We start from the raw sequence: 15,393 nt of genomic DNA on the forward strand, positions 1-15,393 counted from the left end.
CCTCCTCCGGCACTTCGGCGACAATTGCGCAAATCTTGGTCGTTCCGATATCGAGCCCGACCAGGATATGATCCCGCTTAGACACTCGGCTCACCCCCTTCCCCGAACAATGACGCGGTCGGCAAAGCGAAGATCGATTTCGTTCGCTCTGGCGCCCTCGCCGTCAAAGGCCACATCACGCAGTGCGGGCCGCATTTTGAGAAACCGAGACCATTGCTGATTCATCGACGACTCACTGAACTGGAAGGTCACACCCTGGACCTCGACCACCAGGTTGTTCAAATTCCCCACATTGATATCCGGCCGCCCACCGGTGGTCTGCCCGACCATACGCGCCAGGGCGGCGCCAACCTGCACCGGGCGACGATCTTCGACTTTCCCCTGCGCCAGTCGACGTCCATCGACACCCGAGAGCATCGGCAGCGTCGGGTCGTCGCTGGACCCGAGATGCGCCAGCAGCACACCCTCGGCATCAGTCAGCAGATTCTCCGCCACCGTCCGGACGACGACCGCCGGCTCGCGCTCCACGATGTCGATATGAATCTCGTGCAACGGCTTCAACACCACGGTCGCGTCCTTGATCCAAGGATGGGTCTTGACCCGGTCCGCCAACCACGTCGGGTTGATGGAATAGAGCGCGGTATCGGGTTTCAACGCCAGCCGGCCGATCACCTCTTTTCTGGTGACATGATGCAGGCCGTTGACGGACACGGATCGCACCAGAAACCATTCCCTCGTAAGCGGCCCCAGCTCACGCGCCAGGACAAATAACCCGGAACAACCACCGACCAACACCGTCACCGTGGCGACCACCCGCAAGGAGATGAGCAGGCCTCGGCCCAGTCGTGACCAATATCCGCCTGCCGCGACACCCCGACGGCGATCTGATCCGGACTCCGAACGGGCATTGGCCCGAGGAGTGACTTTGCTCGGTCGCGCCTTGCGCCACCCCAGCGGCATCATTACCTCACGGCTCGAAACGTTCCCGCGCCGGCTCGCCGGAGCGCGGATTGAAGGATTCGTTCCGTCAAGACATCGTAGGACAGCCCAGCCTTGCCTGCCGCCATCGGCAGCAAACTCGTCTCCGTCATCCCCGGTACCGTGTTGATTTCCAATACATAGGGTTTCCCCTTGGGCGTAATGCGAAAATCCACTCGCGCGGCGCCGCTGCACCCCAATGCGTGATAGGTTCGTATCGCCAGCTGCCTGATCTGTTTGGTCACCGCAGCGGTAAGCGGCGCGGGACACACATACTGCGTCCGGCCTTTTTCATACTTCGCCGAGAAGTCGTAGAATCCATCCGGTGCCACAATCTCCACTGCAGGAAGGCCGCTCACCACTCCATCCGCGTCACCCAACAGGGAGACGGTGACTTCGTGTCCGGGGATATAGGCCTCCACCATGGCTTCCGCGTCATATCGATGGGCGACTCGCAAGGCCTCTTTCCACTGCGCCGGCTTCCGGACGATGGTCACCCCGATCGTCGATCCCTGACTCGCCGGCTTCACGACCACCGGCAACTTCAGCTTACAGCCCGTGAGGACGCGTCCCAGCGTAGGCATCGTGCCTCGCAACACCACCGTCCCACGCGGCACCGGGATGCCCTGGGCGGCCAATTCCGTCTTGGTCACGACCTTGTGCATGCCGATCGCGCTGGCACGCACGCCGGACCCCGTATAGGGAATGCCGAGGGTCTCCAGAAATCCCTGGATGGCGCCGTCTTCCCCGCCCGGTCCATGTAATGCCAGGAAGGCCACCTCTATCGCTTGTTCTTGCAACGTTTGGGATAACCCCGGACCCACATCGATGGCCACGGCATCGTAGCCGCTGCGGACAAGAGACCGGTACACGGCTTCGCCGGTCTTAAGGGACACCTCGCGCTCCGAGGACTGGCCTCCCATCAACACACCGATTTTCGAACGAGTCAGCGGCTTCCGTTCCGTCACATCCACTCCCTTCATCGATCTGCGTCAGGCCTGACCGACCACCTTCAATTCCAATTCCAGAGTGACGCCCGAGGCTTTTTTGACTCCGGCTCGAACTTTCCTGATCAGAGCCAGCACATCTGCCGCACGCGCATGGCCGACATTCACCATGAAGTTCGCGTGTTTTTCAGACACCTGCGCATCCCCGACACGCGCGCCCTTGAGGCCCGCCGCATCCACCAGGCGGCCGGCCGAATCCTGTGGAGGGTTCTTGAACACACAGCCGGCGCTCGGCAAGGTCAACGGCTGGGTGTCCTTGCGATACTGGAGATAGTCCTTCACCGTCTTTTCAATGCGCGCATGATCGCCCGGCTTCATCTGCAACCAAACCCCAGCGACAATGCCGCGTGGCAGATGGGCCCGCCGATAGCTGAAGGGGATCTCGCCGGCAGGAATGTCTACGACCCGACCCTTCACGTCCACCATGCGCACGGCTTTGAGCGCGTCTTTCATTTCTCCCAGTCGCGTCCCCGCGTTCATCACCACACACCCGGCTACCGTGCCAGGAATTCCGGCACCCCACTCCAATCCGCTCAAACCACGGCGGATCGCATACCCGATCAACGTCGGCATGCCCACGCCCCCGTCCACATAGAGCACATGGCCTGGATCCTGACGGATGGTCTTGAGGTGCCGAAGGCTGACCACGATTCCCCGGATTCCTCCGTCACGAACGAGCACATTCGTGCCGCCCAACACGAAAATCGAGATGCGTTCGGCGCGAGCGTTCTCCACCACCCGACACAAGTCGTCCACATCGACCGGTTCCACCAAGACTTCCGCCGGCCCACCGATACGGAACGAGGTGAAGTCTTGCAACGAGGCCTCATATGTGATCGTCCCACGGACTCCCTCAAACAGGCGCGCCCAGTCTTGCTTCGTTCTTTTCACTCGCTCCCTACGCACCACACCTGTCTTAGTTCCAGACTTCACGACATCATTGCGCAGGCAACCGGTCGAGGATCGCCAGCCCCGCTTTCCAGATGTCCCCTGCTCCGAGCGTGATCACAAGATCACCGGATTTCAATGTCGGCAGTACCCGATCGGCAATCTCTTCCTTGCGCTCAATAAACGTGGCCGAGGGATGGCCGGCCGCCCGCACGGCATCCACCAATTTCGCACCGGACACGCCGGGAATCGGCTGTTCACCCGCGGCATAAATCTCCGTCATGAAGAGCGCGTCGGCCTGATCGAACGCATGGGAGAATTCCTGGACCAAGTCGCGTGACCGGCTGTACCGATGGGGTTGGAACAACACGACCACCCGACGGTCCCACCCCTGCTTCGCGGCAGCAATCGTCGCCCGCACCTCGGTCGGATGATGACCATAATCGTCCACGACCATGATGCCGGACTTTTCTCCGCGCAAGTGAAAGCGCCGCTCCACGCCGCTGAATGCCGCAAGCCCTTTCCGGATGAGATCGACCGGAATATCCAACTCCATCCCGATGGCGATAGCGATCAGAGAATTCGACACGTTGTGAATACCGGGAATGCTCAACCGGAACGGACCGAGATTGCGGCCGCGGAAGAACACGCGAAACTCCGAGCCCCACTGCCGCAACGTAATATCGGTGGCGCGAAAATCCGGCACGTGGTCGGGAAATTCGTTCAACCCGTAGGTCTGGTATCGTTTGACCACCCGCGGCAGCAAGTTGCGCAGCCGCTCATCGTCCGAACAGAGCACGGCTAGTCCATAAAACGGCACCTTATTCACAAACTCGAGAAAACTGTCGTTGAGCCGCTCCATGCTGCCGTAATGATCCAAATGCTCGCGATCGATATTGGTCACGGCCGCGATCGTCGGCGCCAAACGCAGGAACGAGCCGTCGCTTTCGTCCGCTTCAGCGATGAGGAGGTCGCCTCGCCCCAATCGGGCATGACTGCCAAGGGCATTCACCTTCCCTCCGATCACCATCGTGGGGTCCAGCCCGCCCTGTGCCAACACATTCGCCACCATCGAGGTCGTCGTCGTCTTGCCGTGCGCGCCGGCAATGGCCACGCCGAACTTCAGGCGCATCAACTCCGCGAGCATCTCCGCGCGCGGGATGACCGGGATCTGCCGCGCCTTGGCGGCGACGACTTCGGGGTTGGTCGCTGCCACCGCGGAGGAAATGACCACCACCTGCGCTTCGCCGATGTTCGCTTCATGGTGGCCGACGGCGATCCGTCCGCCCAATTCTTCCAACCGTCGCGTCGTTTCCGACTGGCTCAAATCCGACCCGCTGACCTTGTAGCCCAGCGTCAACAGCACCTCGGCGATGCCGCTCATTCCGGATCCGCCGATTCCCACCAGATGAATATGTTGTGTCTTTCTGAACATCGCTGTCCGCCTTAGCTCCTGTCCACGAAATGGTCTGTGCGTGCCGCTCCCGCTCTCCTGGTGCTTCTGCCGCTCCCGCTGTTCATAGGGCGCGCGCGCTTGCGCTGGCCTCATGGCGCCTCCTCATGACGTCGTAGCATTCCCGCACGATGGTTTCCGCCGCATCGCTCCGTCGCATCTCCCAACTGTGTCGGCTCATGCTCTGCAACCGCCCGGGCTCGGTGAAGATCCCACTGATCGATTGCGCCAGCCCCGCGCCGGTCAACTCGGCTTGCGGCAACAGGACAGCCCCTCCGGCTTTCGCCATCACTTCCGCATTCCGCAGTTGGTGATTGTAGATCGCGGTCGGAAGAGGAATCAGAATAGCCGGCTTGCCGCAGACGGTGAGTTCGGCGATCGTCATCGCTCCGGACCTGGCCACGACCAGATCCGCATCCCGAAGCACCGTTGGCATGTCATATAGAAACGGCACGACCTGCGCAGACATGCCGGCCTGCTCATAGGCCGCGAGCACTCTGGCGTGATCGGCCTCTCCTGTTTGATGGGTGATTCTCAGGCCATCCTTCAGGGCGCTGAGTCGAGGCAACGCCTCGATGACTGCTGAGTTGATGGCCTTGGCGCCCTGACTCCCCCCGAAGATCAAGAGATGCCGCGATCCTTCCACAGCGGCGGGCTCGGATGACGGAGCGAGAGATTCCAAAAACGCGCGCCGCACCGGATTGCCGACCACACGGGTCTTGTGACGATCGAACCATTGCAGGGTCGATTCGAATGCGACAAACACCCGTTGCACCAGCGGCGCCACAGCTTTATTCGCCATGCCCGGATAGGCATTTGGTTCCAGAATCACCCCGGGGATGCGGCGGAGACATGCCGCCACCAACATCGCCGGGCTGGTGTACCCTCCCACCCCGAACACGAGATCCGCGCCCTGCTGCTTAAGGATCCGCAGCGATTGCCACAAACTAACCGGCAGCGTGAGCAAAGCTTTCACCATCTCGACCGGGCTTTTTCCCATCAACGGATTGGCGGTGATGCACTGCAACGGAAATCCTTCGTGGGCCAACACTTTGCGCTCGATCCCTCGGGTCGTCCCGACGAACAGAATACGCGTCGAAGGATCCCGTCGGACAAACTCCCGCGCCACGGCAATGGCCGGATACAGATGGCCTCCCGTTCCGCCGGCTGCAATCACAATGGTCATTCCGTCATCACCCCGCGTTTCCGTGTCCCACGCGGCGGTCCGCCGTCCTGCCCACCCTGTCGGTCCCGCGAAATACTCAGGAGAAGTCCCACCCCAAACAAATTGGCCACCAAAGACGAGCCACCATAACTGACGAACGGCAGGGTCAGCCCCTTCGTGGGCAATAACCCGGTGACGACGCCGGCATTGACCAATGCCTGCATGCCGATCAACATGGTGATGCCCATCGCCAAATGGCGGCCGAACGGATTGCGAGCCCGGCTCGCAATCTGAAAACCCTTGATGACAAACAGGCCGAACAGCAGCATGATGGTCACCGTGCCCATCAAGCCCAATTCTTCTCCGACCAGAGCCAGCACAAAGTCGGTATGCGCTTCCGGCAGGAAGAATAACTTCTGTTTGCCTTCGCCCAGCCCCACACCGAATGGACCACCGCTGCCGAAGGCCAGAAAGGATTGATTGATCTGATAACCGGACCCGGTCGGATCTTTCGCCGAACTGAGAAATTCCATCACACGTTGTCGCCGGTAGCTGGACCCTAAAATCAATGCTGCGACCGCCGGCACGGCACACAACGCCAGCATGCCCAAATGCTTGAAGCGTGCCCCCGCCAGAAAGAGCAACGTCACCACCACGAGGCCCATCACCACGACGGTGCCCAGGTCCGGCTCCAGCAGCACCAAGCCGCTCAGCATGCCAATGACGATCAGCGGTGGCAACAAGCCGCGCGCAAACTGGGTAATCTGATCCTGCTTCTTGGTCAGATAGGCCGCCACATAGATGACGGCGACGAACTTTGCCAACTCGGCCGGCTGGATATTGATCGGCCCCAGGTGCAGCCAGCGCCGTGCGCCCTTCGCTACATTGCCGAGCGACGGAATCAGCACCAAGATCAACAAGAGGGTGCCCCCGCAGAGCAGCGGAATCGCCAACTTCTTCCAGATCGTGTAATCGATCCGCGAGATCACGTGCATGACCAGCAGGCCGGCAACCAACCAGGCTACCTGACGCTTGAGGAAATACCAGGGGTCGTGAAAGCGGTTGCCCGCTACCACCGCGCTGGCGCTGAACACCATCACCACCCCGATCAGGGCGAGCACCAGCGTCACCGCCAGGAGCGCCGGATCCACCGGCACGCGCTTGGATGCCCGCTGGCTCGAAGTCGACCAGGGCAACGTCAGTGTCCCGAGCGCATGCTGTCCCATCGTTCAGCTGCCGTTCCTCCCTGTCGCTTCAGGCTTATGCCGGAAGCGCCTGCACCAACGCCTTGAATTGACGACCTCGATCTTGATAGTCCGCGAACATGTCGAAACTGGCGCAGGCCGGCGAGAGCAAGACCACCTCGCCGGGCTGCGCCTCGCGAGCAGCAAGCTCCACGGCTTCGCGGAGAGTCGCTGCAGGACGACACCGGTCGAAATCCCCCATCGCCGCTTGAATGCGGCCCGCTGCTTCCCCGATCAAAATGAGTCCCTTGACCCGCTCCCGGATAGCCCCCTCCAGCCGAGAAAAGTCTCCACCCTTATCGCGACCGCCCGCGATCAACCAGATGGGTTGTTCGATCCCCTCCAAGGCCTTCAGGACCGCATCGACGTTCGTACCCTTCGAATCATTGACGAACCGTACCCCGCGACGCTCGCGTACCACTTCCAGGGCATGCTCCAATCCGGGGAACGAACGCAGCACCGCCCGGATCGCCTCAAGAGAGCATCCGCAAAGCAGGCCATAGGTGACCGCCGCCATGACGTTCTCTACGTTGTGCAGCCCGATCAACCGCATATCGCTGCGACGGCAGACTTCCTCGCGTGTGCCGCGCACGGTGGTGACGATCAGATCGCCGTCCAAGACCGTAGCCCCTGCCACACCGGACACCGCGGCCCCGCCTCGGCTGAATCCAAGGACCGTGCCTTTGGTGCGCCCACGAAGCGCTGCCACACGCCCGTCGTCCAAGTTGAACAACGAATAGTCGCCGGCGGTTTGATTGGCAAAGATGCGCGCCTTGGCGGCCACATAGTCGTCCACCGAGGCATAGCGATCCATATGGTCCAAGGTGACGTTCAAGATCGACGCGATCCAAGGATGAAAGTGCTCAATAGTCTCGAGCTGAAAGCTGGACACCTCGAACACCGCATACTCGTAGGGCGCGGGACTACCCGCTTTCGCCTGCACGCAGGCCAAGGCCGCTTCACTGGCTGCGATGCCGAGATTGCCGCCGACAAAGGCGCGCGTGCCGCTTTCCTGAAGAAACTTCCCGATGAGCGTCACGGTCGTGCTTTTGCCGTTGGTGCCGGTCACGGCCACAATCGGCGCGGTCATAAAACGCGAGGCCAACTCCAGTTCCCCGATGACCCGGACTCCACGAGCGCGCACGCGATTGAGCGCCTCCAGCTGAGTGGGCACTCCTGGACTGATCACCACAAGGTCTGCGCCCTCAAGGGCAGATTCATACTGAGCCCCCACCTTGACCGCAATGCTTGACCGGTCCAATTGGGAGAGGATGGCCGTAAGCTCCTGCGGTTCTTTCCGGTCGGCCACGGTGACCCGCGCGCCGAGGTGATTCAAAAGCCGCGCAGCCCCGACTCCGCTTCTGGCAAGACCGACGACCGTGACCTGAAGATCCTTGACGTTCATGAATCCCCGTCTACCGCAGTTTGAGCGTGCTCAAACTGAGCAAGGCCAACAAAATGGCAATGATCCACAGTCGCACCACGACTTTCGGCTCATCCCACCCCTTCATCTCGAAGTGATGGTGAATGGGCGCCATGTTAAAGATGCGCTTCCCGCGCAGTTTGTACGACCCGACCTGCAGGATGACCGAGAGCGCCTCAATGACGAACACACCCCCGACCAGCAGCAACAGGAGTTCGTGCTTACTGATCGCCGCCACGGTACCGAGCGCGGCGCCCAATGGCAGCGAGCCGACATCCCCCATGAAGACGGAAGCCGGATAGGTATTGAACCAGAGAAATCCCAAACTTGATCCCAGAATGGCTCCGGTAAAAATCGCGATTTCTCCTGCGCCTTCGATGTAGGGAATGAGCAAGTATTCAGCCATGACGCGGTTCCCCGTGACATAGGCGACAATCGTGTAGGCCAGCGAGGCGATCATGACCGGACCGATCGCCAGGCCATCGAGTCCGTCCGTCAAATTGACGGCGTTCGAGCTGCCGACGATGACAAGAATGACGAAGACGATGTAGAACCAGCCCAAATCCGGCGTGAAATATTTGAAGAACGGCACGCTGAGTTTCGTCGTATAACTCGGCAAGGTGTAGAGAAACACACCGATCGCCAAGGCCACCAGAAACTGACCGGTAAATTTCTGCGCCGCCGACAGCCCCTTGGATTGACGCTTGATGAACTTCAAGTAGTCGTCGGCAAATCCCACCGCACCGAATCCCACCGTCGCCACCACGACCAGCCACACGTACCGGTTGGTCATGTCGGCCCACAACAGCGTCGACAACACGACGGCGAAAATGATGAGAATGCCACCCATCGTCGGCGTTCCGCTCTTGGCCAAGTGCCGCTTCGGCCCATCGTCGCGAATTTGCTGGCCGAGCTTGATTTCCTGCAGCTTCCGGATCACCCAGGGGGCCATCACAAACGCAATCAGAAACGCCGTGACCGCGGCATAGATGATTCGAAAACTCTGGTATCGAAAGACGTTCAGAAACGAGAACTGTGTGTGTAGAGGATACAGCCAGTTGTATAACATCCTACGGCATCTTTGCCTGCCTTCGATCAGCAGGCCCCCGAAATCCTATGTCTACGCCCACCATCAACACGCTTTTCGCGCGACCCGCCGTAGGCCGGTCAGTGCGTCCACGACTTGTTCCATTCGCATCCCACGCGATGCCTTGACCAACACGACATCGCCTTGACGCACCATCCGTGCCACAGCCGTCGCCGCCGCCTGCGCATCCGCATGCTCAGTGATACGATCGGCCGGCATACCGGCTTGACGGGCACCTTCGGCAAGCTCCCGCCCCAACCCACCACAAGCCAGCAGATGTCCGATCTCTTGCCCGGCCAGAAACGCTCCCACCTCGCGATGCATCCGCTTGGTATCGACGCCCAGCTCCAGCATGTCTCCCAACGCGGCGATCGATCGTTTGCCCCGCCCGAGCTCGGCGAGAAGCTGAATGGCCGCCTTCATCGAGGCGGGATTGGCGTTGTAACAATCGTTGATGATCCGCACCCCGTGGGAGACGCTGATTTGTGACCGCATGGCCGCTGGACGGAACTTCGCCAACCCTTCGGCAATGGCTGTACCGGACAAACCCAACGCATGCCCCACGGCAGCCGCGGCCAGAGCATTACTGATATTGTGCTGACCCTGCGTGCGGATCCGGACTTCCGTCTGTCGAGTCTTCCCAGGCAGGATGAGTCCGAACACCGTCCCGCCTTTCTCATCCGTCCGAACATTGGCGGCCCGAACGCCTGCCTTGGGCGATGCGCCGAACGCCACCACCCGACATTGAGCCCTGGATGCAAGGTAGTCGAAATAGTCGTCATCGGCGTTCAAGATTACCGCCCCGTCCTGCGGAAGATGATCCAGCAACTCAGCCTTGGCTTGCGCCGACCCCTCCATACTGCCGAAAAACTCCAAATGGTCCGGCCCGATGTTGGTGATCACCCCGATGGTCGGTCTGGCGATTTCACATAATCTGGTCGTTTGCCCCTGTTGATCGACCCCCATTTCGATCACCGCGGCCTGATGGCGCGGGGCCAGTTGAAACAGGGTCTGCGGCACGCCGATTCGATTGTTCAGATTACCTTCTGTTTTGAGCGTCTTCCATCGCTGCGCGACCACATGGGCCACCATCTCTTTGGTGGTCGTCTTGCCGTTGCTCCCGGTGATGGCGATCACCGGAATCGGAAAGCGGTTGCGATAGTGCGTGGCCAGCCGCTGGAAGGCTTCGAGCGTGTCTCGTACCCCGATCAACATCGGCGTGTTGCCCCCCTTCCGCATCGGCGGCAACTGATACCCTTCCTGCACGATCGCGCAGGTCGCTCCTTGCGCGAACACTTTGGGCACGAACGCATGCGCATCGACGCGTTCACCCTGAAACGCGATGAAGAGATCGCCTTTCCGCACCAGGCGGGAATCAGTCACCACACGCCGAATGCGCTGCTTGAGATCCTGCAGGCTCAACCCTGCCGGCGACTTGGCACTCAGCACTTCGCAGATTTCTTCGACCGTAAACAACGCCATAATGCCGCGACTGCTCGGTTCCCGCATGTGCTCCCCCGCTGAGGTTCAGGATCGGAGCGTGCCGATCATCTCACGCGCGACTTCCCGATCATCGAAATGATGCTTCGTCGTCCCAACGATTTGATAATCTTCGTGCCCTTTCCCGGCGATCAGCACCATGTCCCCGGCCTTCGCCTCACGAATGGCGGCTTGGATCGCCGCGCGTCGGTCGGCGAGCATCTGATACCGCACGTGGCCGCGATTCGCGAGCGCGTCCTTCACCCCGGCTTCGACCTCACGAAGGATGGCGGCCGGATCCTCAGTCCGCGGATTATCAGACGTCAGGATCACCACATCACTATACTGCACAGCCGCCCGCCCCATCTTCGGGCGCTTGGTGCGATCCCGGTCGCCGCCGCAACCGAACACCGTGATGATTCGCCCGGTGCGAAGCGCGGTGGCCGCAGTTAACAACCGCACAAGCGCATCTTCCGTATGCGCGTAGTCCACCACGACCGTGAAATCCTGCCCTGCCTCGACCCGCTCGAACCGTCCCGGCACATTCGACACCGCCCCCACCGCAACGCGAACCTGATCAAGCGTCAGCCCCTCATGCAGGGCCACACCGATCGCCGCAAGCAGATTGTACACATTGTGTTCGCCGACCAACCGACTCTGAATCGTGCAGGTCCCCGCCGGGCTGCGCAGCGTAAAATCGGTCCCTGCGGCGGACAACCGCACATCCTCGGCACGAAGGTCCGCCTGCTCTCCCAAGCCATACGTCCAGACAGGAACGGTGCAGGCCTCGCGCATCCGCCGGCTCCAGGGGTCGTCGCCATTGATAATGGCGCGTTTGCGCTCCTTGCGCGCACCCGACCGCCCCAGCTCGACGAACAGCTTGAGTTTGGCTTGAAAGTACCGTTCCATATCGACGTGGAAGTCAAGGTGGTCCTGCGTCAGATTCGTAAACACCGCGACGTCGAACTCCGATCCGGCGGTTCGGTCCAACGCCAAGGCGTGGGATGACACTTCCATGACGACCGTATCCAACCGCTTCTCGACCATTCGTGCAAATAATTTCTGTAAGTCCAACGCGCCGGGGGTGGTATGGGACGCAGGGAACGACTCCTTCCCCACGAGATACGCCACCGTTCCGATCAAGCCGACCTGCCGTTTCGCGGCCTCCAGCATGGTTTTGACGACATAGGTGGTCGTAGTCTTGCCGTTTGTCCCGGTTACCCCGATCATGCGCAGGGCGGACGAGGGGTCCCCATAAAACCGGCTGCCGATCACGCCCAACGCGGCCCGCGAGTCCTGCACGCGAATCGTCGGGGTCGATCCTGCCGCCACAGCGCGCCCCACAACGAGGGCTGCCGCCCCGGCCGTGAGCACACGATCCACGAAGTCATGCCCGTCCACACGTTCGCCCTGCACCGCGACGAAGAGGGACCCGACCGCAACCTGGCGCGAGTCATCGGTCAAACCGGTAATCGCGACCTGCTGATTGCCGCTGCGCTCCAACACTCCAAGCCGCCCTTGAATGGGGCTGATCAGGTCGTCCAACGTCATCTTCAGGACTCCAACGCCGCCATCGCCAGCTTGATCGGTTCATCCACCGCAACGCCCAGATAGTTCAAGACCTGCTCGCCGACTCGACGAAACACGGGTGCCGCGACGACGCCGCCCCAGCCTTCACCGCGAGGCTCATCGATCACCACAATCATCGCCAAGCGGGGATCCTCTGCCGGAACGTACCCGAGAAACGACCCGACCAGTAACGTGGAAGAGTATTTTCCAGTGCGGGGATCAACCTTTTGAGCGGTTCCGGTCTTCCCTGCCACGCGAAAGCCGGGAATCGCCGCCTTGCCTCCGGTCCCCCCGGTCACAACACCTTCGAGCAACGTGGTCAAGGTCCTGGCCGTGTCGGCGGAGACGACTCGCCGTTTCGCCTGCGGCATCGTCTGCGCCACCAATTGGCCTTTGGCGTTCCGGATCTCAGACACCACATACGGCTTCATGAGCACGCCGCCGTTGGCGATAGCCGAGACCGCCGTCACCATCTGCAACGGGGTCACGCCGATTTCCTGCCCCATCGAAATCGAGGCCAATGAGCGCTTTCCCCACTGGCGAGGCCCCCGAAGGAGACCAGCCGTCTCGCCAGGCAAATCAATGCCGGTCTTATCCCCGAAGCCGAAGTCCTTCAAATAGTCATAGACGCGCCACTCGCCCAAGGCCATGCCGACCTTGGCCGCCCCGATATTGCTCGACTTTTGAATCATCTGCGCAAAGGTCATCCAGCCCGCTCGCTCATGGTCGTGAATCACTGTGTTGGCGATCGCAAATTGTCCGTTTTCGCCGTAAATCATGCTCCCGGGCGTCATGACCTTTTCTTCGAGTGCCGCTGCGGCGATCACGCTCTTCATGGTAGATCCAGGCTCATAGGTATCGGTCAACGCACGATTCCGCCATCGGTCGGGAACCAAGGCACCGACCGTGTTCGGATCGAACCGTGGACTCACCGCCATCGCCAGCACCGCTCCGGTTTTCGGATCCATCGCGATCAACGTGCCGGATTTGGCGTTGGCCCGGCTCACCGCTTCGTCCAGCTCCTTCTCCGCGATATACTGAATGACTTCGTCGACCGTCAGTGTCAGGCTATGCCCCGCCGCCGCGCCTTCCTCGTTGAGCCCCTTGGGAAACACCGCCCGTCCCAGAGCATCTCGCTGCAGGACCACCGCCCGCTTCTCGCCATGCAGATACTGCTCATAACGCAGTTCCACCCCCTCCAAGCCGCGATCGTCCATCCCCGCAAATCCCAACACGTGCGAGAGCAACGGCCCCTTCGGATAGAAGCGGCGCCCCTCCATCACCACGCCGACTCCCTCAAGCCCCAACCGCTCAAGCCGACGCCCCTGCTCCGGCTCAAGCTTTCTCGCCAGCCAAACGAAGTGCCGTTCCTGCTTCAATTTCTTTTCGAGTTCCGTCGCTTTCACATGCAAAATCGGCGAGAGATTGCGCGCCGCCGCAACGGGGTTGCCGAGCGAAGCAGGCACTCCGAACACCGACGGCACATCCATATTCATCGCCAGGACCTTGCTGTTACGGTCGTAGATCGTCCCGCGTGCCCCCTCCAGCGTCACATTCTTTTGGTGCTGCCGATCGGCCTTGACCGTCAATTCGGCGGCCTGCATCACCTGAAGATTGACAAGACGGACGATGACGAACACAAACGCGAGCACGAGCCCACAGGCCACCACGATACGGCGACCACGAAAGGACGTCGCAGCCACTACCGCACTCTCCGAGGAACCATATTTCTGGCGATCCGCACCTCACCCTCCGCCGCGATGGGATTCGCCGGCGCTTCCGGCTCGATATTGATGACGACGACCTGGCCCTTTTCCGGCTGCATCATTCCCAGCTTGTCGCTCGCGAGCCGCGCGATCCGCTCCGGCGCAGTCAGCCCCGAAAGCTTGACCTGCAGTTCATCACGCTCACGCTCAAGCAGCACCTTCTGCGCCTTCAGCCGCTCAATGTGATAGCCGATGCGCACGATGTCCACCCGCTCCCAGACAAAAAGCAGGACCAGCGACGTGACCGCGGCAAATGCGACGGCTTTCATGACATAGACTCCTTGGCAATCCGCTCCACGACACGCAGCTTCGCACTGCGCGATCGAGGGTTATGGTTACGTTCGTCATCCGAAGCGATGACCGGTTTTTTCGTCAACACTGTCACTGACGCGTCAGGCCCATTCGCCATCGCGCGAAACGTATGTTTCACAATCCGGTCCTCAAGCGAATGGAACGAGATGGCGCAGACCCGGCCGCCCGGGACCAGAATATCCACGGCATCACGAAGCGCCGGCTCAAGCACATCCAACTCACGGTTCACAGCAATGCGTAACGCCTGGAACGTCCTGGTCGCGCAGTGAATTCGTCCATGCCGATATGAGGCGGGCACCGCTCGCTCCACGACTGCGGCTAATTCCCCGGTAGTGCGAATCTCACCCTGCATCCTGGCCTGCACGATCGCACGAGCGATTCTTCGCGAGTACCGCTCCTCACCGAGTTGGTAGATTACGTCGGCCAACTCAGTCTCAGGCAAATCGCGCACAAGATCCGCCGCGGTGCGCCCTTCCCGCTGATCCATGCGCATATCCAACGGGCCGTCCTCTCTGAAGCTGAACCCCCGCTCCGGACGATCGAGCTGCGGCGAAGACACACCCAGATCGAAAATCACGCCGTCCACCTGCGACAGGCCGTTGTCGGCCACCACCGTTTTGAGTTCCGAGAAGTTCGCGTGCCGAAGCCGGACGCGCGATAACACATCCTGCAAACGCGAACGCGACTCCGAGAGCGCCGTCGCATCGCGATCAATCCCCACGAGAATGCCAGTTGGAGCAGTGCGTTCAAGGATTCGAGTAGCGAGCCCTGCATATCCAAGAGTGCAGTCCACGTACACTCCACCTGGTTTGCACTGCAACCAGAACAAGATCTCGTCGACTAAAACCGGCTCATGGGATTCGCGAGCAGAATTCATTATCCACTTCCACCCACTTTTCCCCACTCATTGGCTGGAGTATACACCCAACCAAATAGCTGTCAACAGATATTGCCTTAATTTATCAAGAATATTGTTCGCTTTAGACGCGAACACTTGGAGTGACAATCGGACGGGAAAGTTA

At 60.7% G+C, this 15,393-nt stretch carries 13 protein-coding genes; all 13 read right to left on the reverse strand.

Annotation, left to right across the window (positions count from 1 at the left end):
• Positions 1-90 precede the first annotated feature (90 nt).
• Complete coding sequence (locus JNL86_13215; protein MBL8043868.1) at positions 91-963, reverse strand: FtsQ-type POTRA domain-containing protein; 873 nt, start codon at positions 961-963, stop codon at positions 91-93.
• Positions 963-1,946: a D-alanine--D-alanine ligase gene (locus JNL86_13220; GenBank protein ID MBL8043869.1), complete on the reverse strand. Its 984-nt coding sequence runs from the start codon at positions 1,944-1,946 to the stop codon at positions 963-965. Before JNL86_13220 ends, JNL86_13215 begins: the two co-directional genes overlap by 1 nt.
• A gap of 24 nt (positions 1,947-1,970) precedes the next feature.
• Positions 1,971-2,876 (reverse strand): UDP-N-acetylmuramate dehydrogenase, encoded by a 906-nt coding sequence (murB, locus tag JNL86_13225; protein MBL8043870.1) that lies wholly within the window; start codon positions 2,874-2,876, stop codon positions 1,971-1,973.
• A gap of 46 nt (positions 2,877-2,922) precedes the next feature.
• Positions 2,923-4,308, reverse strand: coding sequence for a UDP-N-acetylmuramate--L-alanine ligase (locus JNL86_13230; GenBank protein MBL8043871.1), 1,386 nt, complete (start codon positions 4,306-4,308; stop codon positions 2,923-2,925).
• Positions 4,309-4,390: 82 nt separating this feature from the next.
• Positions 4,391-5,512, reverse strand: a complete 1,122-nt coding sequence (gene murG / locus JNL86_13235; GenBank protein MBL8043872.1) for an undecaprenyldiphospho-muramoylpentapeptide beta-N-acetylglucosaminyltransferase — start codon at positions 5,510-5,512, stop codon at positions 4,391-4,393.
• A complete protein-coding gene (gene ftsW / locus JNL86_13240; GenBank protein MBL8043873.1) occupies positions 5,509-6,717 on the reverse strand; it encodes a putative lipid II flippase FtsW in 1,209 nt (402 codons plus the stop codon). The genes murG and ftsW overlap by 4 nt, the downstream gene beginning before the upstream one ends.
• Positions 6,718-6,751: 34 nt before the next feature.
• The gene (murD, locus tag JNL86_13245; GenBank protein ID MBL8043874.1) at positions 6,752-8,140 is read right to left on the reverse strand and encodes a UDP-N-acetylmuramoyl-L-alanine--D-glutamate ligase; all 1,389 of its coding nucleotides are present in this window, start codon (positions 8,138-8,140) and stop codon (positions 6,752-6,754) included.
• Positions 8,141-8,150: 10 nt separating this feature from the next.
• Entirely contained in the window at positions 8,151-9,227 is a 1,077-nt protein-coding gene (locus JNL86_13250) for a phospho-N-acetylmuramoyl-pentapeptide-transferase (GenBank protein ID MBL8043875.1), read from the reverse strand.
• Between the two features lie 63 nt (positions 9,228-9,290).
• Positions 9,291-10,754, reverse strand: coding sequence for a UDP-N-acetylmuramoyl-tripeptide--D-alanyl-D-alanine ligase (locus JNL86_13255; protein MBL8043876.1), 1,464 nt, complete (start codon positions 10,752-10,754; stop codon positions 9,291-9,293).
• A gap of 18 nt (positions 10,755-10,772) precedes the next feature.
• Positions 10,773-12,275, reverse strand: coding sequence for a UDP-N-acetylmuramoyl-L-alanyl-D-glutamate--2,6-diaminopimelate ligase (locus JNL86_13260; GenBank protein MBL8043877.1), 1,503 nt, complete (start codon positions 12,273-12,275; stop codon positions 10,773-10,775).
• A 2-nt stretch (positions 12,276-12,277) separates the two neighbouring features.
• A complete protein-coding gene (locus tag JNL86_13265) occupies positions 12,278-13,996 on the reverse strand; it encodes a penicillin-binding protein 2 (protein ID MBL8043878.1) in 1,719 nt (572 codons plus the stop codon).
• Positions 13,996-14,328, reverse strand: a complete 333-nt coding sequence (locus JNL86_13270; GenBank protein MBL8043879.1) for a cell division protein FtsL — start codon at positions 14,326-14,328, stop codon at positions 13,996-13,998. The genes JNL86_13265 and JNL86_13270 overlap by 1 nt, the downstream gene beginning before the upstream one ends.
• Entirely contained in the window at positions 14,325-15,248 is a 924-nt protein-coding gene (gene rsmH, locus JNL86_13275) for a 16S rRNA (cytosine(1402)-N(4))-methyltransferase RsmH (GenBank protein ID MBL8043880.1), read from the reverse strand. The genes JNL86_13270 and rsmH overlap by 4 nt, the downstream gene beginning before the upstream one ends.
• Between the last annotated feature and the right edge of the window lie 145 nt (positions 15,249-15,393).

Origin of the sequence: Nitrospira sp., assembly GCA_016788885.1 — a bacterium.
Taxonomy (GTDB): Bacteria; Nitrospirota; Nitrospiria; order Nitrospirales; family Nitrospiraceae; genus Nitrospira_A.